Raw genomic sequence first — 19815 nt, 5'->3', positions numbered from 1 at the left:
CAGTCCTCTCAGTTTTGCGCCCGGTTGGGCGACTCGGATTGTTTGGCGTTGAGTGCCACATTTTCTTGGGTGTCACGCGACTTCTTGAGCTCTGCGATCCACTTGGGATCGAACTCGCCAAGGTCGTTGTGGGCCGGCAGGTAGCGCTCCGGGAATTCCCAGATCACGACTTGCGGCGGGGTGTTCTTGAACGCATCGGTCTGCAGGTACTTGAGCATCGGCAGAATCGGACCGTGGCCGTCTTCGGCGTAGTTGACGACGTCACTGCGCAGCGCCTGCTTCAACGCACCGACAAAGTTCCAGTTAGGGTTTGCGCTGTAGCTGGTGCCCACCAGACCCACCGGGATATCACTGTCTGCAAACAGGGCGTCATCGCCTGCCGCAGCGCCTTCTACCGGATCAGTGCTGCGTTTCTGCAGCTCGTCGGGCTTGGGCAGCAGATTGCTGAACAGCGGATCGAGTGGCAGGAATGTAGTCAGGTCGCCTTTGTAAGCTTCAGTTCCCTTTGCTTGTGTGACGAACTGCTCAGGTTCGCCTTCCAGCGGGGTTTGCCGGGCAATTGCAGCGCTCAGTTGCTGCGCGGCAACTTCGGCACCCATCGGCGTCCAGTGGGTATCGGTACGCAGGAAGACCTGACCTTGCTGTTTGGCCGCCTGCAGCGGTGCCAGCAGGTCCGGGGCAAAGATGCCGGCCTTGGCCACCTGATCGTGGAACTGTTGATACAGATCGACATGCAGGCTGGCAGGTTTGGTGTCACCGATGTGTTCCGGGTACAGACGGGTTTTTGCCGGAACGATTGCCAGGACCAGTTTAGTGCCATGCTTTTCCAGTGCGTCGCGAACACCCTGGATCAGCGCCAGGTTGTCGGCTTCGTTCTGCTCACCATTGGCAACCGCATCGAACTCTTCATCGGTGTACAACCACTGGTCCTTGCCGAGCACTACGCCCGGACGACCTTCGTTGAACAGTTTGAAGTCCAGCGCCGCCCAGAGGTTGGTGCCCAGACGCTTGATCGGGAACTCATCGTCATAATGGGTTTCCGCCGCCTTGGTCCATTTGCCGTTAAGCACGGTGGTCTCGGCCGAGGTCGAGAACGTGCTGAAACTGCGCAGCGACCAGACGCCCAGGACCAGCAGAATGGCCAGGAAGATGGCGATATAGAGGATTCGTAATGAACGTGTCATGTCAGGCTCCTCAGAACTGGAAGTAAAGGAACGGCGAGAAGCTTTGCGCCGAGAGTTTGAGAATCGAAGCCACGAACAACAGCAGAATCAGCGCGCGCATGGCGTAACGTGGCCAGTCGGCTTCCCAATAAGCCGGTTGCACCTGGGCTTCGCTGCCCACGGTGTAACCAGGCATGTGCAGACTGCCGGGAGCATCACCAGGAACCGCCTTGATGGTGCCCGGTTGCGCCGTCGCAGGGCCGTCGGCCTTGCTGTTCTTGCCGCTGTCGGCTTCACGGTTCTGGTAGAAGTCACGCAGACCGAAGAACGCCAGAGTGAGGTAGGCCACCACCAGAGTTGCTACTTGCAGCCCGGTCAGGCTGGCGCGGTTGAGTTCGGACAGCTGCCATTCGCCGAAGCTGAACATGGCGCCGTACATACGGCCGGCAACGTGCAGGTTTTCTGCGCGGAAGATGACCCAGCCCACGATCACCAGCAGGAAGGTCAGTGCCCAGCGAATGACATTGAAGCTGTAAGGCTTGGTGTTGATGCCTACCGCTTTTTCGATCGCCAGCCACATGCCGTGCCAGGCACCCCAGATGATGTAGGTGACATTGGCACCGTGCCACAGACCGCCCAGCAGCATGGTCAGGAACAGGTTGCGATAGGTCGCGACCTTGCCGCCGCGGTTGCCACCCAGGGTGATGTACAGGTAGTCACGCAGCCAGGTCGACAGGCTGATGTGCCAGCGCCGCCAGAACTCGGTGATCGACTGGCTGATGTAAGGCTGTTTGAAGTTTTCCATGAAGCGAAAACCCATCATCAGGCCCAGACCGATAGCCATGTCGCTATAACCGGAGAAGTCGAAATACAGCTGTGCGGTGTAAGCCAGAGCACCGAGCCAGGCATCGCCAGTGGTCGGGTTCTGCAGGGCGAAGCAGTGGTCGGCGACCACGGCCAGGGTGTCGGCAATGAACACTTTCTTGATGAAACCCTGCATGAATCGCGTGGCGCCTTCGGAGAACTTGTCCAGCGTGTGGGTACGGTTGTTGAACTGGTCGGCCAGATCGCGGAAGCGCAGTACCGGCCCGGCAATCAAGTGCGGGAAGATTGCAACGAACGCAGCAAAGTCGATCAGGTTGCGTGTCGCCGGCGTGTCGCCGCGATAAACGTCGATGATGTAGCTGATGGACTCGAAGACATAGAACGAGATACCGATCGGCAACAGCACGTGGGTCAGGATGAACGGTTCCAGACCCATTGAGGTCATGGCCGCGTTGATGCTGTCCACGCCGAAATTGGCGTATTTGAAGTAGCCCAGAATGCACAGGTCCACTATGACGCCGAGCAGCAGCCAGCGCTGCGCCGGTTTGGTCCGCACACCTGCTGCGCCCACCTTCAGGCCGATCCAGTAGTTCCAGACCGTCACGCCGACGAAAAGCGCCAGAAAGTCCACACGCCACCAGGCGTAGAAGACATAGCTGGCAATCAGCAGCAGCAGGTTGCGATAGCGTTGCCCGCTCAGGTAGTACAAGCCGAGAAAGATCGGCAAGAACAGGAACAGGAACACGTTGGATGAGAAAACCATCCTTATCTCTCCGTTGGTCCAACATTCAAGGGCTCAAAGCCCCCCCAAACCCCCCGTAAAAAAGGGGGGTAAATTACGTCACTTCACGGCTTGTCGGCGAAGCTGCCCGAACGAGACCTGATCTCGTTCAGGCGTCGTCTGGTGCTACGTCTTCGCCGACAGGCCCGCACCTGCAATCAACGGCGCATCACTCACCGATGTTGTCGCCCTTGTCGCCTTTTTCATGCGAAGGGTCGTAGACCTTGGTCAGGTCGCCGCCCAAGCGGAAAGTCTTGAAGGGCTGCTTTTCGTGTTTCTCTTCCAGCACATCCGGGCTGCAGTTGTAGAGCGAGCAGTACGGTTCGAGCCAGGCGAATTTCGGGTCTTTCTTGAGGTCCGTCATGTCCTGTTTCTCGCCGTTGTGGTCAGCGAAAATCGAAGGATCCTTGACGCCAGCCAGCACCCGGTCGCCCAGACGCTTCAAGGCACCGTTGTTTTCCGGACGCAGGTCCACGCCGTTGGCCTGAGCGAAACTGGCAATCATCGCCAGCGGCGGCAGGGCATAGTTGTGATACGACAATGCGCGTTGGCGGCGCTTCATCTCGTTGGGCAGGAAGCCGTCCTTGTCGACTTGATTGGCGGCAACCTTGAACTCTTTGACTGCCCAGTCGAACAGGTCCTGGCGGTTGGTCGCGACGGCTGTTGCCATCACCGACCAAGCGGCCCAGTACGAGTGATTGTTAATTTTTTCCATCGGCAGGTTGCTCCAGTCGCTGACCACTTGATCGGCCAGCTTGCTGAACCAGCCTTCAATGATCTTTGCTTCCTGCTGACGATTGGCCAGCGGGTGCGAATCAGAGAACTTCAGGCGCAGATAAGCCGAGGACATGCTGCCCAGTGCCCATTTGCGCATCGACTTGCCGGTATGGTTGAACTCGCGGGACTCCAGCGCATCGGCTTTGGCCCACGTGGTCATCATGTTCAGCGCGCAATCGAGCTGCTCAGGACGGCCGTCGCGCATGTACTGCATCACGACTTTGCTGACGCCACGCTCAAGGTCGGTGATGTCCTTGGTTGCGTCGCGAAAGGCTTCTTCCGACACCGCATTGAGAGTTGCACGCGCCTTGTCAGAACCTTCGTACTTGCTGCGGAAAACCAGTTTGTCGGTGTACGGCTTGGGAACGGCGGCACAACTGAAGTTGTGATCGCCAGTCTTCATTTTTTCGATCGGGGCGTCGTAGCCCTTGGGTGGAACCAGCGCGGCGGACGCGCCCGTCGCCCAGGCCATCGATGACAGGATTGCCAGCGACAGCAGGGTAGGGCGGATCAGTTTAGGAGTCTGCATAATTCACCTCATAGTCCAGCTTGAGCGTTGTGTTTCGCATCGCTCGGGAACACGTTGCGTTTGCATACTTTGGCTTCGACTTTCTGTGGTGCTGCGCCTGCTTCCGGTCCCTGGATTTCCAGTGCCAGCAATTGCTGGTCGGCCCAGTCCTCGTCTTCGCGTAGTTCGAAGGCGAAGCGTCCGTCTGTATCAGACGTTTCCGGTTTTTCGATTTTCAGGTCCTCGTGGCGGCCGTTCATGTACCAGAGTCTGGCTTGAAGGGTTTTGACCGAGGTGTCATCGAACTTGATATCGATCTGGTTGCTGCCGTTGCGGATGTTCTTGATACCGTTCTTGCCGTTGACCAGTACTTCGTTGGTGCCCGGCTTGAGGGTGGTGCTGGCGCTCATCACTGCAGGTTTGCCTTCGCAACCGTTGTCCAGCAGAGACATCATCTGGCGGTAGATGGTTTCCTGGTCCAGGCGGTACAGCGGCGAAAACTCCCAGATGAGGATCTTCGGTGGACGCTTCTGGAAGTCTTCACTGCCCAGGTACTGCAGCATCGAACCTTCCAGACCGCCGCCGGGGAAGGCCACGTTCAGTACGTCGGCGCTTAGGTCTTCCTGCAGGAAGCCGCCGAAGTTGTAGTTCTTGCCACTGTGGCTGGTGCCGACCAGAGTGATTTCCGGGTTGCCGGAATCGCCGAACAGGTCACCGTCAGCCGCCTCGCCTTTGGGTTCGGTGCTGAACTGGTCCATGTACTGCACGGCGTAACTGGTCCCGCACAGTTGGCCGGCCATGTTGTGCAGCGTGCCGTTCTTGCCCATGCGGCCAGAGATGTGGCTTTCGAATTCGCGTTTCGGAATGTCGGAATACGCAGGGATTTTCTTGACCGTCTCGGCGACGATTTTCGCGGTGCGTTGAGCGCCATACGGCGTCCAGTGCTGGTCACCGCGGAAATAGAAGTCGTGCGCCTGTTGTTCGTTTGTCAACGGCGCCAGGTCAGGCACCCAATAGCCCATTTTGCTGAACCGACCGAGCATGGCCTGATAGTTTCTCAATGCCTTGTCGTAGTCGAACTTGTCGCGGTCTGCCGGGAACAGCTTGTTGCGATCTACCAGACCGCGAGTCGGCTGATAGACCACAACCAGTTCAACACCTTTGCTCTTGAACGCATCGTGCAGTTCTTTCATGCGACGGTAGCCGGAAGGCGACGTGTCGAATTCTGTACGCAGGTCTTCCTGGGTACGGAACAGCCAGTCACCTTGCGCCTGGATCAGCGTGGTGAAGTTCTGCTGATAGCGCGAGACGTAGTTTTTTGCGTCGTGCGCGGCCGGGCACAGGCTGCAGCATGGCTCGGCCTTGAAGGTCGGCGCTTGCGAGTCGTCCGCGCGAGCGACACCGGCGGCGGCCATCAGCGCGGCGGTGAGGCTGGACAGGCTCAACAGCTTGATCAGATGTGCGTGCATAACAATACCCTTCCTCATTCCCGCAGCTCGGTCTGGCTTTCGACGGGGTCGATCAATACGGCTTTCTTCTGGCGTACCAGCAGGTCGAGGATTTCGTCCTGGCGATCACCGAGGATGCCGTTGAGGCTGATGCCCACTTCTTTAGTCGGCATCAGCATCGAGACGCGATACAGCTCGACGCTCAGTGGCGAGTCGATGGACAGCGGGCCAGAGCCGTTGCCGGCCAGTTCGCCGCCCACCATGATCAGCGACACCTGGGCGTCGAACGGGTCGAGCTCGATGTCGCGGTCGGTGTCGCTCAGGTCCTTGATGTGGCCATACACGCCCATCAGGCCGTTGCCGGTGGCAACGTTTTCGTACAACTTGATGTTCACACTGTTGCGCACGCGAATGCCGTGGCGGCGGTTGGCGATGACGCGGTTGCCCCACAACAGGTTGTTGCCGCTTTCGTACAGGGTGATGCCATCAGTGTGGTTCTGATAGATCTCGTTGTAGGCGACGATGTTGCCGACGCTGTTACGGTCCAGAACCACGCCGGACAATTTGTTGCCGTGGCTCTTGTTGCGGAAGATGAAGCTGTTGTCCACTTCCCGGGAAATAATGATCCCGTGCTTCTTCTTGGTTCCGTAAACGTCGTTCTCGGCGATGATCAGACCGTGTGAACGGTCATGCGGGTCAATGCCGTACACGATGTTGTCGCGGTAGGTATTGCCCTTTACCACGAAGTCGCGGGTTTCGTAGCAGTAGAAGCCGTACCACATGTCCGAGAACTCGGAGTCGACGATCCAGCCAGTTGGCTCGGGACGCTTGAGCACCTTCGCAGTGTTAGGCGTGTACTGGGAAATACTGATGCCGTACGACTTGCTCTGGTTGTAACCCATGCTCGCCATTTTGGTGTTGGCGATCCAGGTTTCCGAGCCGCCCCAAGTCAACAGAAACGGGCGAAACTCGTCGGGCTTGCGATAGGTCGCCAGGCCGTTGCGGGTTTCACTCCAGGCGTTGACCTGCGTGTGGGTGATCAGCATCTTGCCTTCGCTGACAATGAACGAACCCTTTTCCTGAGACAGACGCAATTCCTTGGTCTTGCTGTCGATCTCGAAAATCCCGGTCTCTTTGACGAGAATCGGCAGGCGCGCCACGTAGACACCCGGCGACACTTCGTTGAGGAACTGTTTCGGGACCTTTTTCGCCAGGTCCTGCAGGCTCACGTAGCCGTCGGAAATCATGATGGCCTGCGGGATACCCTTCTGGCGGGCCACCCATTCAGTCATCTTGTTGTCACCGCCGATGAATTCCTTCAGGCCGGTTTCTTCCATCATCCGCGAGACAGTGACCTTGCCCGGCTTGTTGCGCACGATCTTCTTCAGTGCCGCCTCGGCGGTGTAGCCGCTGAGGTCCGGCAGCACCGGTTTGGCCATTTCCAGCGGCGCGGTGGGCGGGCTGGTGATGGTGTAGGTCTTGGCCTGTTGCAGCCCTTTGACCAGCTTCGGGGTCTCGGGTACGACAGGCGCATTGGCCAGCGCCAGACTGCTGGCCATCAGCAGGGCGCTGGTCAGCACTGCGCTTTCGAGCAGGGCGTGTGACCAGTTGCGGCTGCGCCCGTTGCTAGCTTGACTGTTCATCTCTGGCACTCCTTTGGCGGTTCGCATCAGAAGCGCCAGATGACGTCGACGACAGCGCGGTGCATGTAGCTGTCCACGTTGTTCTGATAGGCGTCGCCGGGCTTGAAGACACCTGCGCGCAAACGCACCAGGGCCGAAGGTTCATCGAACGACTGGCTGAGCGCCGCTGGCAACAGACCTTGCTTGAAGTACTTGGTCACAACCAGGTCCATCTCCTGACCCAGGTCCTTGCTTCCGTCTTCCAGTGGCAGCGAACTGAACGTGCCGTCCTGATTGTCGTTTACCGCGTTGATGCCCGAACCGCCGATACCGGTGTTGCCGTCCACACGACGGAACTTGTGGTAGATCAGCGACGCGTCGTATTCCTCGTTCATCTGCCAGGAAGCGAACAGCGAACCGGTTTCCACGTTGGCCATTTCGCCCTGGAAGGCTTCACCGAAGCGATGGATGCGCGAGCGTGTGCCGGTCCAGTTGGAGCGGTTACTTTCCAGACCGTTCTGGACGTAATCCCTGCTGGCGCGCGAATAGGCCGCGCCGACTTGCCACTGCGGGTCAAGACGCAGGCGCAGGCCCAGGTCAGTGGCCCAGCCGTTCATGTCGCGGCTGTTCTTCTGGCCCGCGATGAACTGGTCGTTGGCTGCGGAAGTCACGCCGATTTCGTCGCGCGTGCCGTCCAGCCAGGTCAGGCTGCCCCAATAGTTGAGCTGATGGGTGTTGTTGCGATAGTTGTAGGCATCGCTGTCAGCTTGCAGGCCGACCCAGGTCAGATCGCCATTCGAGGTCTTGTCCAGGTCGTCGAGCACCTGGCCTTGCGACTTGAGCTTGCCGTCGTCAGCGCTGTGGTGCGCTCGGATACCGGCCCAATGGCCAGGTGTCCACTGGTAGCTCACCGAGCCGAACAGGTGCTTGCGGTCTTCATCGTCAGGCGCCAGCTCGGTCAGGTCGGTGCGGTATTCGCTGAAACGCTGGGCGGCACCCAGTTCAGCGCGCAGCAGCGTGGTGTCGAACGACCAGTTGATGGCTTCGATGTTGGTGTCGTGCCACTGGCCGTCATCATTGCGCAGACGCTGGCGACCGACTTTCAGGATCTCGCCAGGGTAGGGCGTGAAGCCGCTGTAGCCAATCCAGAATTCACGCAGTGCGGCGTAGGTCTTGTCGGTCTCACGCTCGCTGGCAGTGCCGCGCGAGGTTTGCGTACCGCTACCGTCGGCGTTGCTCTGCTCCAGCGGGTCGGTCTGAATGATGTCAGTGGCGGTGACCACTTGGCCCATGGCATAACCGCTCCAGTCGCCGCGTTCGCCATATACCCAGGGACGCAGGTCCAGACCCACACCGTTGACGTCGCCGCCCGAACGGGTGCCCAGATCGCGATCATCCTCGGCCTGTGCCGTGGCCTTGATCTCGATACCGAAATTCTGTTGTTCGGTCAGCGCTGCCAGCGTCGGGCAGGCCCACAACAGGGTGAAGCCAAGGCCCATGCCGGCGGCCATCAGGGGATTCAACTTCATAATGCTTCCTCACCGTCTTTTTCTTCTTGCAGGGCTTGCGCTGCCATCGCGTTCTGAGTGGCGGTAGCGCCCCGGACTTTTTGCTCGCGCGCCAACAGATCTTTGGCGGTGGCAAGCTTTTCAGGCGGCAGTTGGGTGTTGAGGGCTTCGGCAAGCTCGGTGGCTTGCGGGGTCTGGCTGGCCAGTGCCATCTGGGCGAATACCCAGGCATTGACGGGGTCAGGTTTGGTGCCTTTACCCTGCGAGAACAGCTGCGCAAGGGCGAAGTCAGCGCTGTTCTGGCCACCGCGTGCGGCGGTCAGCAGTTCGTCCACAGCTTTTTGTGGATAGACCTGGCCCAGGTAACCGCGGCGATAGATCTGACCCAGGTAGTAATGGGCGGAGATCTCAGTCGCTGTGGCTTTCTTGAGGTGTTCTTCGGCCTTGAATGCGTCAGGTGTGACCCATTTGCCTTCGTAATACAGGCGACCCAGCAGCAGTTCGGCGCGGGGCTGATCTGCGGCACGGCCGTTGTTCAGGTATTCCATCATCTTGTTGACGTCGCCCAGTTCGGGGAAGTCGTAAAGCAGTTTGGCCAGCGTCACCCAGGAAATCGGGTAGCCCGGCGCGATGCCTTCCAGCAATTGCTGGGCGGTTTTCTCGTCCGGTGTACCGATCGTGGAGTCGCCCAGTACGCGCGCGACACTGTCCACTCGTTGAGCGTTGACGCGGCCTGCCGCATGTTCGCTCTTGAGTTTTTCGATCAGTGCAGCCTGCTGTTCGGCCTGGCCGCGCGTCTGATAGACCGTGGCCAGTTCGACGTAACAAATGTCAGTCGCCGACAGCGCCTGCTTGCAGATGCTCTCGACTTCATCCAGATGCTGCGCATAGGTGCCTTGAGTGCGGTACAGCAGTACCTGAGCCAGACCGGCCTCCGGGTAACCTGCCGCGCGCCACTCGCTGATTTTCTGCTGCGCATTCACTTCCGGGAACGTGTGCGGGTATTGCAGGTACAGCATGGCCAACGGGATCAGGGTGCCGGACTCACCATTGGCGAATGCTTTTTTCAGCAGGCGTTCGGCTTCGCGGTGTTCAGCTTCAGTTGCATCGGGCTTGGCCGCCAGCAACCGGCCAAGGCGCGACTGCGCACGAGGCGAAGTCTCTGCCGCAGCGCGGTAAGTGGCCTCGGCCTGCTTGAGCAGGGCCGGGTCGCGAGTGTTCACCTGAATGTCGGCCAGACCGACCTGTGCATCGCTGTAGCCCAGGTCCGCCAGCTGCCGATAGTTCTGCTCCGCCAGCGCAGTGTCACCGTTTTTCAGGGCTTCATTGGCAAGGCGTTGATCAGGCAGGCCGGCACAGCCGCTCAGGCCGAGCGCGACGGCGAGGCTCAATAGCGTGGGGGTCGACAGGCGTCGTAGTGGGCTGTTCATGGTTACAGACCCGCAGCCATGGCTTTGTCGAGCAGCCAGTTCACGGATGGGCCGCGATCGCTGACAACTTCTACAGGACGACCGGCCAGCGCGCTGCTCAGGGTTTCGTCAGGCTGGATCTGCACACGAATGTCGGTAGACAGGTCGGCATCGCTCAGGTTGGTGCTGCTGATGATCTTGCCGGTACGAAGCTTGTCTTCGCCCGCGATCTGGAAGCTCACACGGGTGCCTGGCTTGACGTCGTTGAACTGACGATAGGTAAAGCGTGCTTCCACTGTGGCCGGTGCGTTGCGTGGGACCAGTTGGAAGATGACCTGACCCTTGGAAGCGAACTGACCATCGGCAACCAGCTGGCGACCGACAACGCAATCACATGGGCTGGTGAGGGTGCCGCTCATTTGCTTGCCGTAAAGCTCTTCGATCTTGGCTGGCTGCAGGTCTTCACCGGTCAGGCTGCCCTTGAGCATTTCCAGCATGCTGGTGTTGAAGGTTGCGAGTGGCGCGCCTTTGGTGGCTTCGCCATTCGGACCGACCAGGCTCTGCACGGTGCCTTCACGTGGCATGGTTACATCCATGCTTGGAATCGACACCAGACCGGCCGAAGCGTGGCTGACGAAATACAGGCCGTAGACGGTTTTGAAGATAAAGCCGAAAGCAGCCAGACCGACAATGAACACGCCGAGGCTGAAGGTGACTGCGCGCAGACGTCCCATTGTCGACATGCCGCCGTCCTTGCCCTTGACCTTGCGCGCCTTGGTGAAGTTGTCGCGCTGCAGCGTAGCGAGTACTTCGCCCAGAGTAACGACTTCGCCTGAGAGGTGCGAAGTGATCAGGTGACGCAGGGTAGCGATGTCCTGAGGCTCCAGGTTCTGGAACTGGCAACCGATACGATTACTGGCGTTGTCTATGGAGCGAACCTGTAGATCGACGTCCATGGCCAGGCCAAGGTTGTCGATGATGAACTGCAGGCGTCCTTTTACAATTTGACCTTCAGTGAATTTCTGCCCTGCTGGAGCAACGAAGCTCAGGCCACCGGCTGACAGGTCTTCGATGCGCACCAGCGGCGCGTTCGGCTGATCATTCAGCAGGCGCAGCTTGGCAGGAATCTTGATCCGGGCGTGTTGGCGCTGTGCTTCGGATTCATGTACGACGTTCGCATTCACGGCTGTATTCATGGCTATTTTTCCTACTTAAGCAATTAATCCGTTGGCCCGGTCAAACCATCGTCAACAGCACGGCGACGAAGATGGTGCCAGCCGAGAAAGTCATGGTTCGGGACGACCACGTGTTGAACCAGCCCTGAAAGCTGGCCATGTCGCGGCTGAGTTTTGTGTCCTGGCGCGTCCAGGACTGGCGGTCCAGGCGGAAGAAGACGTAAATCTTCATCAGGGCGCCGACGATCTGGTTGTAATAGAGAATTATCGGGTAGGCAGGCCCGATCCTGTGTCCTGAAAGGGACAGCAGCATGGTCAGGATCAGACGGGTCATGCCGATCCAGAGCAGGTACATCAGCAGGAACGCGCCGCCGTATTTGAAACTGGCGATGATGGCGACGGTCAGGCCGAGAATGGAGGTCCACATCGACACACGCTGGTCGAACAGCACGATGCTGGTGAAAATCCCCAGACGACGAACGCCCAGGCCCAGTGCGCGCGAGTTCTGACGCAGGTTGTTGCCGTACCAGCGATACATCAGTTTGCGGCTGGCTTTCAGGAAGCTCTTCTCGGGCGGGTGCTCGACTGTGTTTATCGCCGCATCCGGCACGTAGAAGGTGTCGTAGCCCAGACGCATCAGGCTGAACCAGCTGGACTTGTCGTCACCGGTCAGAAACCTGAACGTGCCCAGACGCCAGTGGTTGAGCGAATCGCTTTCCACGTCGGCGATGAACTCCGGGTCGGTGACCACCGTGGCGCGGAATACCGACATGCGGCCAGTCATGGTCAACACGCGCTTGGACAGGGCCATCGAGCACATGTTGATGTGACGCTGAGCGAAACGCAGCTTGTGCCACTCGCTCATAATGTAGCCGCCACGCACTTCGCAGAACTCGTTGGTGGTCAGACCGCCGACGTTGTCGAACAGCTGGAACCAGGGCACGGTTTTGGCAACCACACCTTCGTTGAGCACGGTGTCACCGTCGATCACTGCAACAACCGCGCGGCTGTCGGGCAAGTGACGCGAAATGGCGCGGAAGCCGTAGGCAAGGCCATCGCGCTTGCCGGTGCCCGGAATTCGTACGAAGTCCAGTTTGACGCGTTCCGGCGGGTTGAACTTCGCCCACATGCTCTTGACCAGCAGCTCATCGGACATTTCCACCAGCGAGCAGACGATGGTGGTCGGCAGTCCGCAGTCGATGGCTTCTCGGATTACCGAGTTGTACACCTGAGCGGTGGTCAGTGCGTCGATACGAAAGCTGGTGACCATCAGAAACACGTGCGAGGGGTCTGCAGCGCTGCCCAGCTTGCGTACCTTGCGGCGCAAGTGAGGGTAGACGATGTACAGAAAGATCATCCCGCGCACGAAGTGCGTGATCCCCATCGAGTAGCGCCAGATGCCGACGGCGCCAATCAGGAAGATAAAGTTCTTCGACTGTGAGTCGAAGATACTGGTTGGCAATGCAGTTGCAATGCCCATTAATAAACTCAGATAGAACAGCCAACCGGCGGCCTGTAACAGGCCGTGCTTGAGCCTCTGCATAATCTGTATCCCTAAGTCAGTTGCAAGCCTCAAGCCCCAGGCTGCAAGCAGTTGGCTTGAGCTTGTGGCCTGGAGCTTGGCGCTTGTGGCTTGCGGCTGATTTACCAGCAGATACCTTCGGCACGACCGTCTTCGGTGGTGGCATTGGACATGAAGCCCACCAGGTCGATCACACGCTTGCCTTCAGGGGTCTTGTTGGCGAGGGCGCGGAAACGCTCGTCGCGGTTGCCCAGGATGATGACGTCAGAGTCATTGATGACTTGATCGAAGTCCGAATTCAGCAGCGACGAAACGTGCGGAATCTTGGATTCGATGTAGTCCTTGTTGGCGCCGTGAACGCGTGCATATTCAACGTTGCTGTCGAAGATGCTCAGGTCGAAGCCCTTGCCGATCAGCATTTCGGCCAGCTCTACCAGCGGGCTTTCACGCAGGTCGTCGGTACCGGCTTTGAAGCTCAGGCCCAGCAGTGCAACCTTGCGCGAATCGTGGCTTGCAACCATGTCGAAAGCGTTCTGCACTTGCGACGTGTTGCTGCGCATCAGCGAGTTGAGCAGAGGGGCTTCAACGTCCAGGCTACCGGCACGGTAGGTGAGGGCGCGAACGTCTTTCGGCAGGCAGGAACCGCCGAATGCGAATCCTGGGCGCATGTAGTACTGGGACAGGTTCAGAGCCTTGTCCTGGCAGACCACGTCCATTACTTCACGGCCATCGACGCCTACGGCTTTGGCAATGTTGCCGATTTCATTGGCGAAGGTCACTTTGGTGGCGTGCCATACGTTGCAGGTGTACTTGATCATTTCGGCAACGGCGATGTCCTTGCGGATGATCGGCGCGTCGAGTTCTTCGTACAGCGATTGCAGGACGTCGCCCGAGGCTTTGTCAAATTCGCCGATGACGGTCATTGGCGGCAGATCGTAGTCCTTGATGGCGGTACTTTCGCGCAGGAACTCAGGGTTTACCGCCACGCCGAAATCAACGCCGGCTTTCTTGCCAGAGCAGTCTTCGAGGATAGGGATAACCACATTGGCGACAGTGCCCGGCAGTACAGTACTGCGAACAACGATGGTGTGACGCGTGGATTTGTCGCGCAGGACATAACCGATTTCGCGGCACACGGATTCAATGTAATCCAGTTCCAGGTCGCCGTTCTTCTTGCTAGGCGTGCCGACGCAGATCATCGACAGGTCGGTGGCGCGAATGGCTTCTGCGAAGTCGGTAGTACCGCGCAGCTTGCCGGTAGCAAGGCCTTTTTGCAGCAGTTCTTCCAAGCCTGGTTCAACGATAGGCGACTTGCCGTTATTGATCAGGTCGATCTTGGTGCTGGAGATATCCACGCCCACTACATCGTGACCGCGTGCAGAAAGGCAACCGGCACAGACGGCACCGACATAACCCAAACCAAATATGCTGATACGCATCGTATTCTCCTCGATTTTTCACGCCATTAAGTGGCTGGATATAAATTTTTGCCAGCAGGTATCACGCGTCAGTGCACACGGCTTATAAACCGTTCAACTAACACAGGCAGAGTTAATGAGTGAGTGCCCAAACAAACGAGGCGAACTCAAATGACACTAAGTGCAAGCGGCAAGTGTCCTGTCCGGCGGGCAGGGCCCTGCTCTCCTTGGATGCAGTAAACCACTCCTTGTCTGACGATCGATGGCGGACCTCGCTTGGAAAGCCCCGGCCAGAGCCGTAGCGTCCCTCTCGGATCCTGCGCATGCCACCCGTTCGGCGTCGCCTGTCTACCAACATCAACTAGTGATGTGAGTCTGATTCCAGATACCGGGTACCCGGAAGATCATGCGTCCCTGTCAGTAACTTTCCGATTTTCTGCCCACCTGTAAGTGATCTCTTACAGGTTAGCCCTGAATTGTTACGGGATGTAGGAGCGCATGAATTCGTATTTAGTTCCGGGCCACTCGTCCTGATTTGCAGATTTTGATGTATCAACCCCGTGACAAAGACGTAGACAAGGCGTGGTGAATTTTTACCAAAGCCTTATTTTGCAGGGGGCGCAGCGGGCAGAGGGCGTAAGTGCTACTACAGCGAAAAGCTAAAAGGCCACTACTTAAAAAAATTGATTATTTTTTCACGAAAAAAAGACACGTTGCATGAAGGCGTTGTTTTGACGATTCCTTGGCGTCACTAACTTGTCGTCAGCGGGCGCGGAACAGCAGATCAAGGCTGTGTAACAGTAGCCTGTTACACATTTTTGACGGCGTTAGTGGTTAGCAGTGTCTCGCAGAAACACCAACTTGTCGGGGGTTGACTGTTCGCTGCTATAACGATAGCCCTGCACGTCAAACTCCTTTAGTGCAGCCGGCGTATTGATCCGTTCTTCGATAACAAAGCGGCTCATCATGCCGCGTGCTTTCTTGGCGTAGAAGCTGATGATCTTGTACTGGCCGTTTTTCAGATCCTTGAACTCGGTGTCAATGATCCGCGCCTTCAGCGCCGCACGTTTGATGGCCGAGAAGTATTCAGTGGACGCCAGGTTCAGCAGCAGGTCATCGCCCTGATCGGCAAGTGCCTCGTTGAGCCATTCGCTGATCCTTGTTCCCCAGAACGCATAAAGATCCTTGCCCCGGGCGTTGGCCAGCTTTGTTCCCATCTCCAGGCGATAGGGCTGCATCAGGTCCAGCGGGCGCAGCAGGCCATAAAGGCCTGACAGCATTCGCAAGTGATGCTGGGCATAGTCCAGTTGCGCATCGCTCAGTGTTTCGGCCTGCAGACCGGTATAGACGTCACCCTTGAACGCCAGCAGCGCCTGTTTGGCATTGTCGAGGGTGAAGGCCGGGTCCCAACTGCCAAAGCGTGCTGCGTTCAGCCCGGACAACTTGTCGGACAGGTGCATCAGTTCACCGATCTGCGCGGGGGTCAGCTCTCGCAACTGAGTGATCAGCTCTTGAGAGTGCTCCAGATACTGTGGCTGAGTGAAGCGTGCGGTAGTGGGTGGCGTCTCGAAATCGAGGGTTTTCGCTGGGGAAATCACCATCAGCATGAAGTCGTCTCCTTTGATCGTCCTGCGATTCTAGGGGTTGACGACCCATGACTCCAGCGATGGCGATGGCGATGGTCGATGATGCATTGTCAGTGATGTCATGCAGGTGCGCGTTGTATGGATCTCGACATAAGAAGCCGTGGCTATATCGGCTATAGTGGCACGCCGGTCATCGGCCAGGGCTCATCAAGAGGGCGTCGGGTTTGCGTATTGTTTTAGCTGTGTGTGCGAGTCTGCTGTGGCTTCAGGCTCAGGCGGCCGCGCCAGTCATTGCCACCATCGACCGTAGTGTTTGGCCCGAGCGGCTGGAGACGCCGGGCTTGTTCGACGTGGCGTCGCGTGCAGAGATCCTCTCCTTCGCCCATGAGTTGTATCTGAGTGAGAAGCTCGACGAAGAGGGGCTCAAACAACGGCTGGGTCTGCGATTTGTCAATGTGCCTTCACTGAACGTCGTCCGCCATCGCCTGTGGCTGCGCCTGCTCGAGAACTATCAGGCTGCTCAGAAGAGCTGTGAAGAAGATGCCAACTTCTGTGTGCTGGTCGAGGACATGGACCAACTTCGCCTGCGCGCCGAGGAGTATCAGGTATCGAACGATTCGTTCTATGCCGGCTGGGCTGGCCCCGGTGCGGCGTTTCATCGCCGCTACCTGAATGAGTTGCTGTTCATGGCCGCGCTGTTTCCGCAGACCAGCAGCGAGATCGAGCGTTATAACTCCGATGAGATGAGCGGCGACGAGCTGCCTGATCGCACGTTCATGCTCAATTTCGAAGGCGGCCCTAGCCCGTTGGATGGCGGAACCGACTGGCTGGCCGACTTCATGCGTCAACAAAAGATGACTGCCACCTTCTTTGTGCTCGGCAAGAGCCTTCAGGAGCGCCTCGACACCAGCTCGGCTGTCGGCCTGCAGGCGCTTTACCGCCAGCAGTGCGTCGGCCTGCAGGGCTGGGAGTACCGTTCGCACAGTCAGTGGCTGGACTGGCAGGATTCCATCCTGCGCAGTGAGGCGCTGGTTCAGCAGGTGCTGCCGGATAACTTCGTGCCTTTGTTTCGCCCGCCTTATGGTCACCGTCGGGCCGACAGTGGCGACTTCTTTCGTGACCGGCACCTGCGTGTATCGCTATGGAACATCGACGCGCAGGATGACACCGGGCGGCTCACCGCAGAGCAGGTCAGCGACCGCGTGCTGACCTTGATGCTGCTTTGGCGCAAAGGCACGGTCGTGTTTCATGACGTCGCCAACAAGGCGCAGTCTGCGCTGCCATTGCTGCTGGCCAATACGGCGCAAAGCGAGCTGATTTGGGATGACTGTCGAAATATCTCTGAAACGACCGTGGAGCAAGGGCCGGAGAGTAGCGAGGAGGCTGCGCCGGAGGGGGAATGAAGGCTGATTCGGCGTGGGCGGACTTCCGACTTTAAACGTGCTGCGGACGCCCGCCAAGTCCTATTCGTCATCCTGTGAAATAAACTTCAAAAAACTGTCAAAACGCTTTTTTCTGTCATCCCTTTTGCTGTATTACGAATACAGACCGCCGAAACCTGCAACACAGGTGGCGTCTTCCAAGACCCACCTTGAGCGACATTTCTACCCTGCCTCAAGGGAAGAATCCGGCGGCCTTTTCGTGGCGCAGTACTGTCTTGGTTCTGCGTCGCCCGGCTTTTGAAAAGGTGAGCGAGTATGGATGATCACGGACGCACCCCCTCCACTAACCAGCCAATCCTTTACGTGCTCGATACCAACGTATTGATCCATGATCCAAACGCTTTGTTGAACTTCGAAGAACACCACGTCGCCATTCCCATGACGGTCCTGGAGGAACTGGACAAACTGAAAGCCGGCAAACATTCCGTTGCCGCCGAGTGCCGCCAAGCCATTCGTCTGATCGACAAGACTCTGGGTGAGGCCTGCCCTGCAGATGTCGAAAAGGGAGTGCCCATTGATCGCGGGACCGGTGTTTTCAAAGGCTTTTTGTCTATTCTGATGAGCAAGCGCGAGGAACCCAACAGTCTGTTGCCCGAGCACCTCAATGACAACATCATCATCAACCAATTGATCGACCTGCACGCGCGCAACAAGGACTTGAGCGTCGTACTGGTGACCAAAGACATCAACATGCGCCTCAAGGCGCGTGCCTGCGGCATTGCAGCAGAGGATTACAGCACCGACCAGCTGGTGGACGACGTTTCACTGTTGTCGCGTGGCTACCATGACATGACCGGCTCGTTCTGGGACCGGGTCAACAAGGTCGATACCCGCCAGGAACGAGGCCGTACCTGGCACCGAGTGCAGCTCAATGAAATGCTGCCGGCTGTTCATATCAACGAATTCATTGTCGACGAACAGGGTTTCGTGGGCTGGATCAAGGGCGTCAAAAACGACGAGTTGCTGATTCTCGATATGCACCAGGAGCCTTTGCTGCATCAGGAAGCCTGGGGTTTGAAGCCGCGTGACATCTATCAGGGGCTGGCGCTGTTCGCCCTGCTTGATCCGGATATTCATATGGTCAACCTGTCAGGCGCGGCGGGTTCGGGTAAAACCATCCTTGCCTTGGCGGCTGCCATCGAACAGACGATGGTCACCAAGCGCTATCGCCGCATCATAGCGACGCGCAGCGTTCAGGGTCTGGATCAGGAGATCGGCTTTCTGCCGGGTACCGAGGCCGAGAAAATGGAGCCGTGGCTCGGCGCGATTACCGATAACCTCGAAGCCCTGCACATGGATGACGAGAATACTCACGGCAGTGTCGATTACATCCTGAGCAAAGTGCCACTTCAGTTCAAATCCCTTAACTACATCCGGGGTCGCAGCTTCCAGCAAAGCCTGATCCTGATCGATGAATGCCAGAACCTGACCCCGCACCAGATGAAAACCATCATCACCCGCGCCGGTGCCGGTTCCAAAGTGGTCTGCCTGGGCAACCTGGCGCAGATCGATACCCCTTACCTGTCAGCCACCAGCTCTGGTCTGACCTATCTCACGGAGCGCTTCAAAGACTTCCCGAACGGCGTACACATCGCCCTGCAAGGCGTGCCACGCTCAATACTGGCCGAATACGCAGAGAGTCATCTGTAGAGCGAAAGCTTCAAGCGGGGGAGCCTCGTTTTACGAGATCCCTTTGCTTGCATGCTCCAGCTCACACGTATAACAAGTTCGCTCCTGGCCGAAGGCTATAGGAGCGAACTTGCTCGCGAAGAGTGTTGTGCATTCAAAAATTCTTTATCACCCGAAACATAGCCTTCGCTCCTACGCCCTCCGAGCTTGCTGCCGGTAGCCTGTAACTGCCACACCCTCTACACTTCTTGCATCTGCCAAGGAGTAACGCTGTGCTCACTCATCTCGATTCCCAGGGTCGCGCCAATATGGTCGATGTCACTGATAAAGCCGTGACGTCCCGTGAGGCTGTGGCTGAAGCGTATGTGCGTATGCTGCCCGCGACGCTGCAAATGATTGTCAGCGGTGGTCATCCAAAGGGTGATGTGTTTGCTGTCGCGCGTATTGCAGGTATCCAGGCCGCCAAGAAAACCAGCGACCTTATCCCGCTGTGCCATCCGCTGATGTTGACCAGTATCAAAGTGCATCTCGCCGCCGAAGGCGATGCTGCAGTGCGCATCACCGCAAGCTGCAAACTGTCCGGACAGACCGGCGTGGAGATGGAAGCGCTGACTGCGGCCAGCGTCGCGGCGCTGACCATTTACGACATGTGCAAGGCGGTCGACCGCGACATGGTTATCGAGTCGGTTCGTCTGCTGGAAAAGCTTGGTGGCAAAAGTGGTCATTTCACTGCCGATCAGGCACAGGTTTCGTCATGAAGATTCAGGTCCAGTACTTTGCCCGCTATCGTGAATCGTTGGGCCTGGACGGCGAGTCTGTCGAAGGCCGGTTCGCCACTATTGAAACACTGAGGCAGGCGCTGTTGCAGCGCGGTGAGGCCTGGCAGGTTCTGGCCGAGCAGAACCTGATGTGCGCTCGCAATCAGGAATTGTGCAAGCCGACCGAGCCGCTGGCTGACGGCGATGAAGTCGCGTTCTTTCCGCCCGTGACCGGAGGCTGATC

General features: G+C 58.0%; 15 protein-coding genes. 4 read left to right on the top strand and 11 right to left on the bottom strand.

Annotated features, from left to right (window positions below; all coding sequences use genetic code 11):
• Nucleotides 1–8 precede the first annotated feature (8 nt).
• The 11 genes from POR16_RS18970 to yaaA all read right to left on the bottom strand — a co-directional run bounded on the left by POR16_RS18970 (nt 9) and on the right by yaaA (nt 15763).
• On the bottom strand, nt 9–1184 hold the full coding sequence (locus POR16_RS18970) for an alginate O-acetyltransferase (protein WP_005891333.1): 1176 nt from the start codon (nt 1182–1184) through the stop codon (nt 9–11).
• A gap of 10 nt (nt 1185–1194) precedes the next feature.
• On the bottom strand, nt 1195–2751 hold the full coding sequence (locus POR16_RS18965) for an MBOAT family O-acyltransferase (protein WP_005891335.1): 1557 nt from the start codon (nt 2749–2751) through the stop codon (nt 1195–1197).
• A 187-nt stretch (nt 2752–2938) separates the two neighbouring features.
• Nucleotides 2939–4075, bottom strand: a complete 1137-nt coding sequence (locus POR16_RS18960; protein ID WP_005891336.1) for a mannuronate-specific alginate lyase — start codon at nt 4073–4075, stop codon at nt 2939–2941.
• Between the two features lie 8 nt (nt 4076–4083).
• Nucleotides 4084–5523 (bottom strand): alginate O-acetyltransferase AlgX-related protein, encoded by a 1440-nt coding sequence (locus POR16_RS18955; protein WP_005891338.1) that lies wholly within the window; start codon nt 5521–5523, stop codon nt 4084–4086.
• A gap of 14 nt (nt 5524–5537) precedes the next feature.
• Nucleotides 5538–7145, bottom strand: coding sequence for a mannuronan 5-epimerase AlgG (gene algG / locus POR16_RS18950; protein WP_054990409.1), 1608 nt, complete (start codon nt 7143–7145; stop codon nt 5538–5540).
• A gap of 26 nt (nt 7146–7171) precedes the next feature.
• Nucleotides 7172–8653: an alginate export family protein gene (locus POR16_RS18945; protein WP_005891342.1), complete on the bottom strand. Its 1482-nt coding sequence runs from the start codon at nt 8651–8653 to the stop codon at nt 7172–7174.
• Entirely contained in the window at nt 8650–10062 is a 1413-nt protein-coding gene (algK, locus tag POR16_RS18940; protein ID WP_005891343.1) for an alginate biosynthesis TPR repeat lipoprotein AlgK, read from the bottom strand. Before algK ends, POR16_RS18945 begins: the two co-directional genes overlap by 4 nt.
• 2 nt (nt 10063–10064) lie before the next feature.
• Nucleotides 10065–11237: an alginate biosynthesis protein Alg44 gene (locus POR16_RS18935; RefSeq protein ID WP_005891344.1), complete on the bottom strand. Its 1173-nt coding sequence runs from the start codon at nt 11235–11237 to the stop codon at nt 10065–10067.
• Between the two features lie 40 nt (nt 11238–11277).
• Nucleotides 11278–12759: a mannuronan synthase gene (gene alg8, locus POR16_RS18930; protein WP_005891345.1), complete on the bottom strand. Its 1482-nt coding sequence runs from the start codon at nt 12757–12759 to the stop codon at nt 11278–11280.
• A gap of 101 nt (nt 12760–12860) precedes the next feature.
• Nucleotides 12861–14177: a nucleotide sugar dehydrogenase gene (locus POR16_RS18925; RefSeq protein WP_005891346.1), complete on the bottom strand. Its 1317-nt coding sequence runs from the start codon at nt 14175–14177 to the stop codon at nt 12861–12863.
• A gap of 806 nt (nt 14178–14983) precedes the next feature.
• A complete protein-coding gene (gene yaaA, locus POR16_RS18920) occupies nt 14984–15763 on the bottom strand; it encodes a peroxide stress protein YaaA (RefSeq protein ID WP_005891347.1) in 780 nt (259 codons plus the stop codon).
• Between the two features lie 203 nt (nt 15764–15966).
• Between yaaA and POR16_RS18915 the strand changes: the two genes are divergently transcribed.
• The 4 genes from POR16_RS18915 to moaD all read left to right on the top strand — a co-directional run bounded on the left by POR16_RS18915 (nt 15967) and on the right by moaD (nt 19813).
• The gene (locus POR16_RS18915) at nt 15967–17145 is read left to right on the top strand and encodes a polysaccharide deacetylase family protein (RefSeq protein WP_005891348.1); all 1179 of its coding nucleotides are present in this window, start codon (nt 15967–15969) and stop codon (nt 17143–17145) included.
• Nucleotides 17146–17439: 294 nt separating this feature from the next.
• On the top strand, nt 17440–18834 hold the full coding sequence (locus POR16_RS18910) for a PhoH family protein (RefSeq protein WP_005891349.1): 1395 nt from the start codon (nt 17440–17442) through the stop codon (nt 18832–18834).
• A gap of 251 nt (nt 18835–19085) precedes the next feature.
• Complete coding sequence (gene moaC, locus POR16_RS18905) at nt 19086–19571, top strand: cyclic pyranopterin monophosphate synthase MoaC (protein WP_005891351.1); 486 nt, start codon at nt 19086–19088, stop codon at nt 19569–19571.
• Entirely contained in the window at nt 19568–19813 is a 246-nt protein-coding gene (gene moaD / locus POR16_RS18900; protein ID WP_005891353.1) for a molybdopterin converting factor subunit 1, read from the top strand. The genes moaC and moaD overlap by 4 nt, the downstream gene beginning before the upstream one ends.
• Nucleotides 19814–19815 lie beyond the last annotated feature (2 nt).

This window comes from Pseudomonas coronafaciens pv. oryzae str. 1_6, assembly GCF_000156995.2.
Taxonomy (GTDB): Bacteria; Pseudomonadota; Gammaproteobacteria; order Pseudomonadales; family Pseudomonadaceae; genus Aquipseudomonas; species Aquipseudomonas tremae.
Note: the sequence above shows the minus strand (reverse complement) of the source record. Positions and strands in the feature narration are given on the sequence as shown.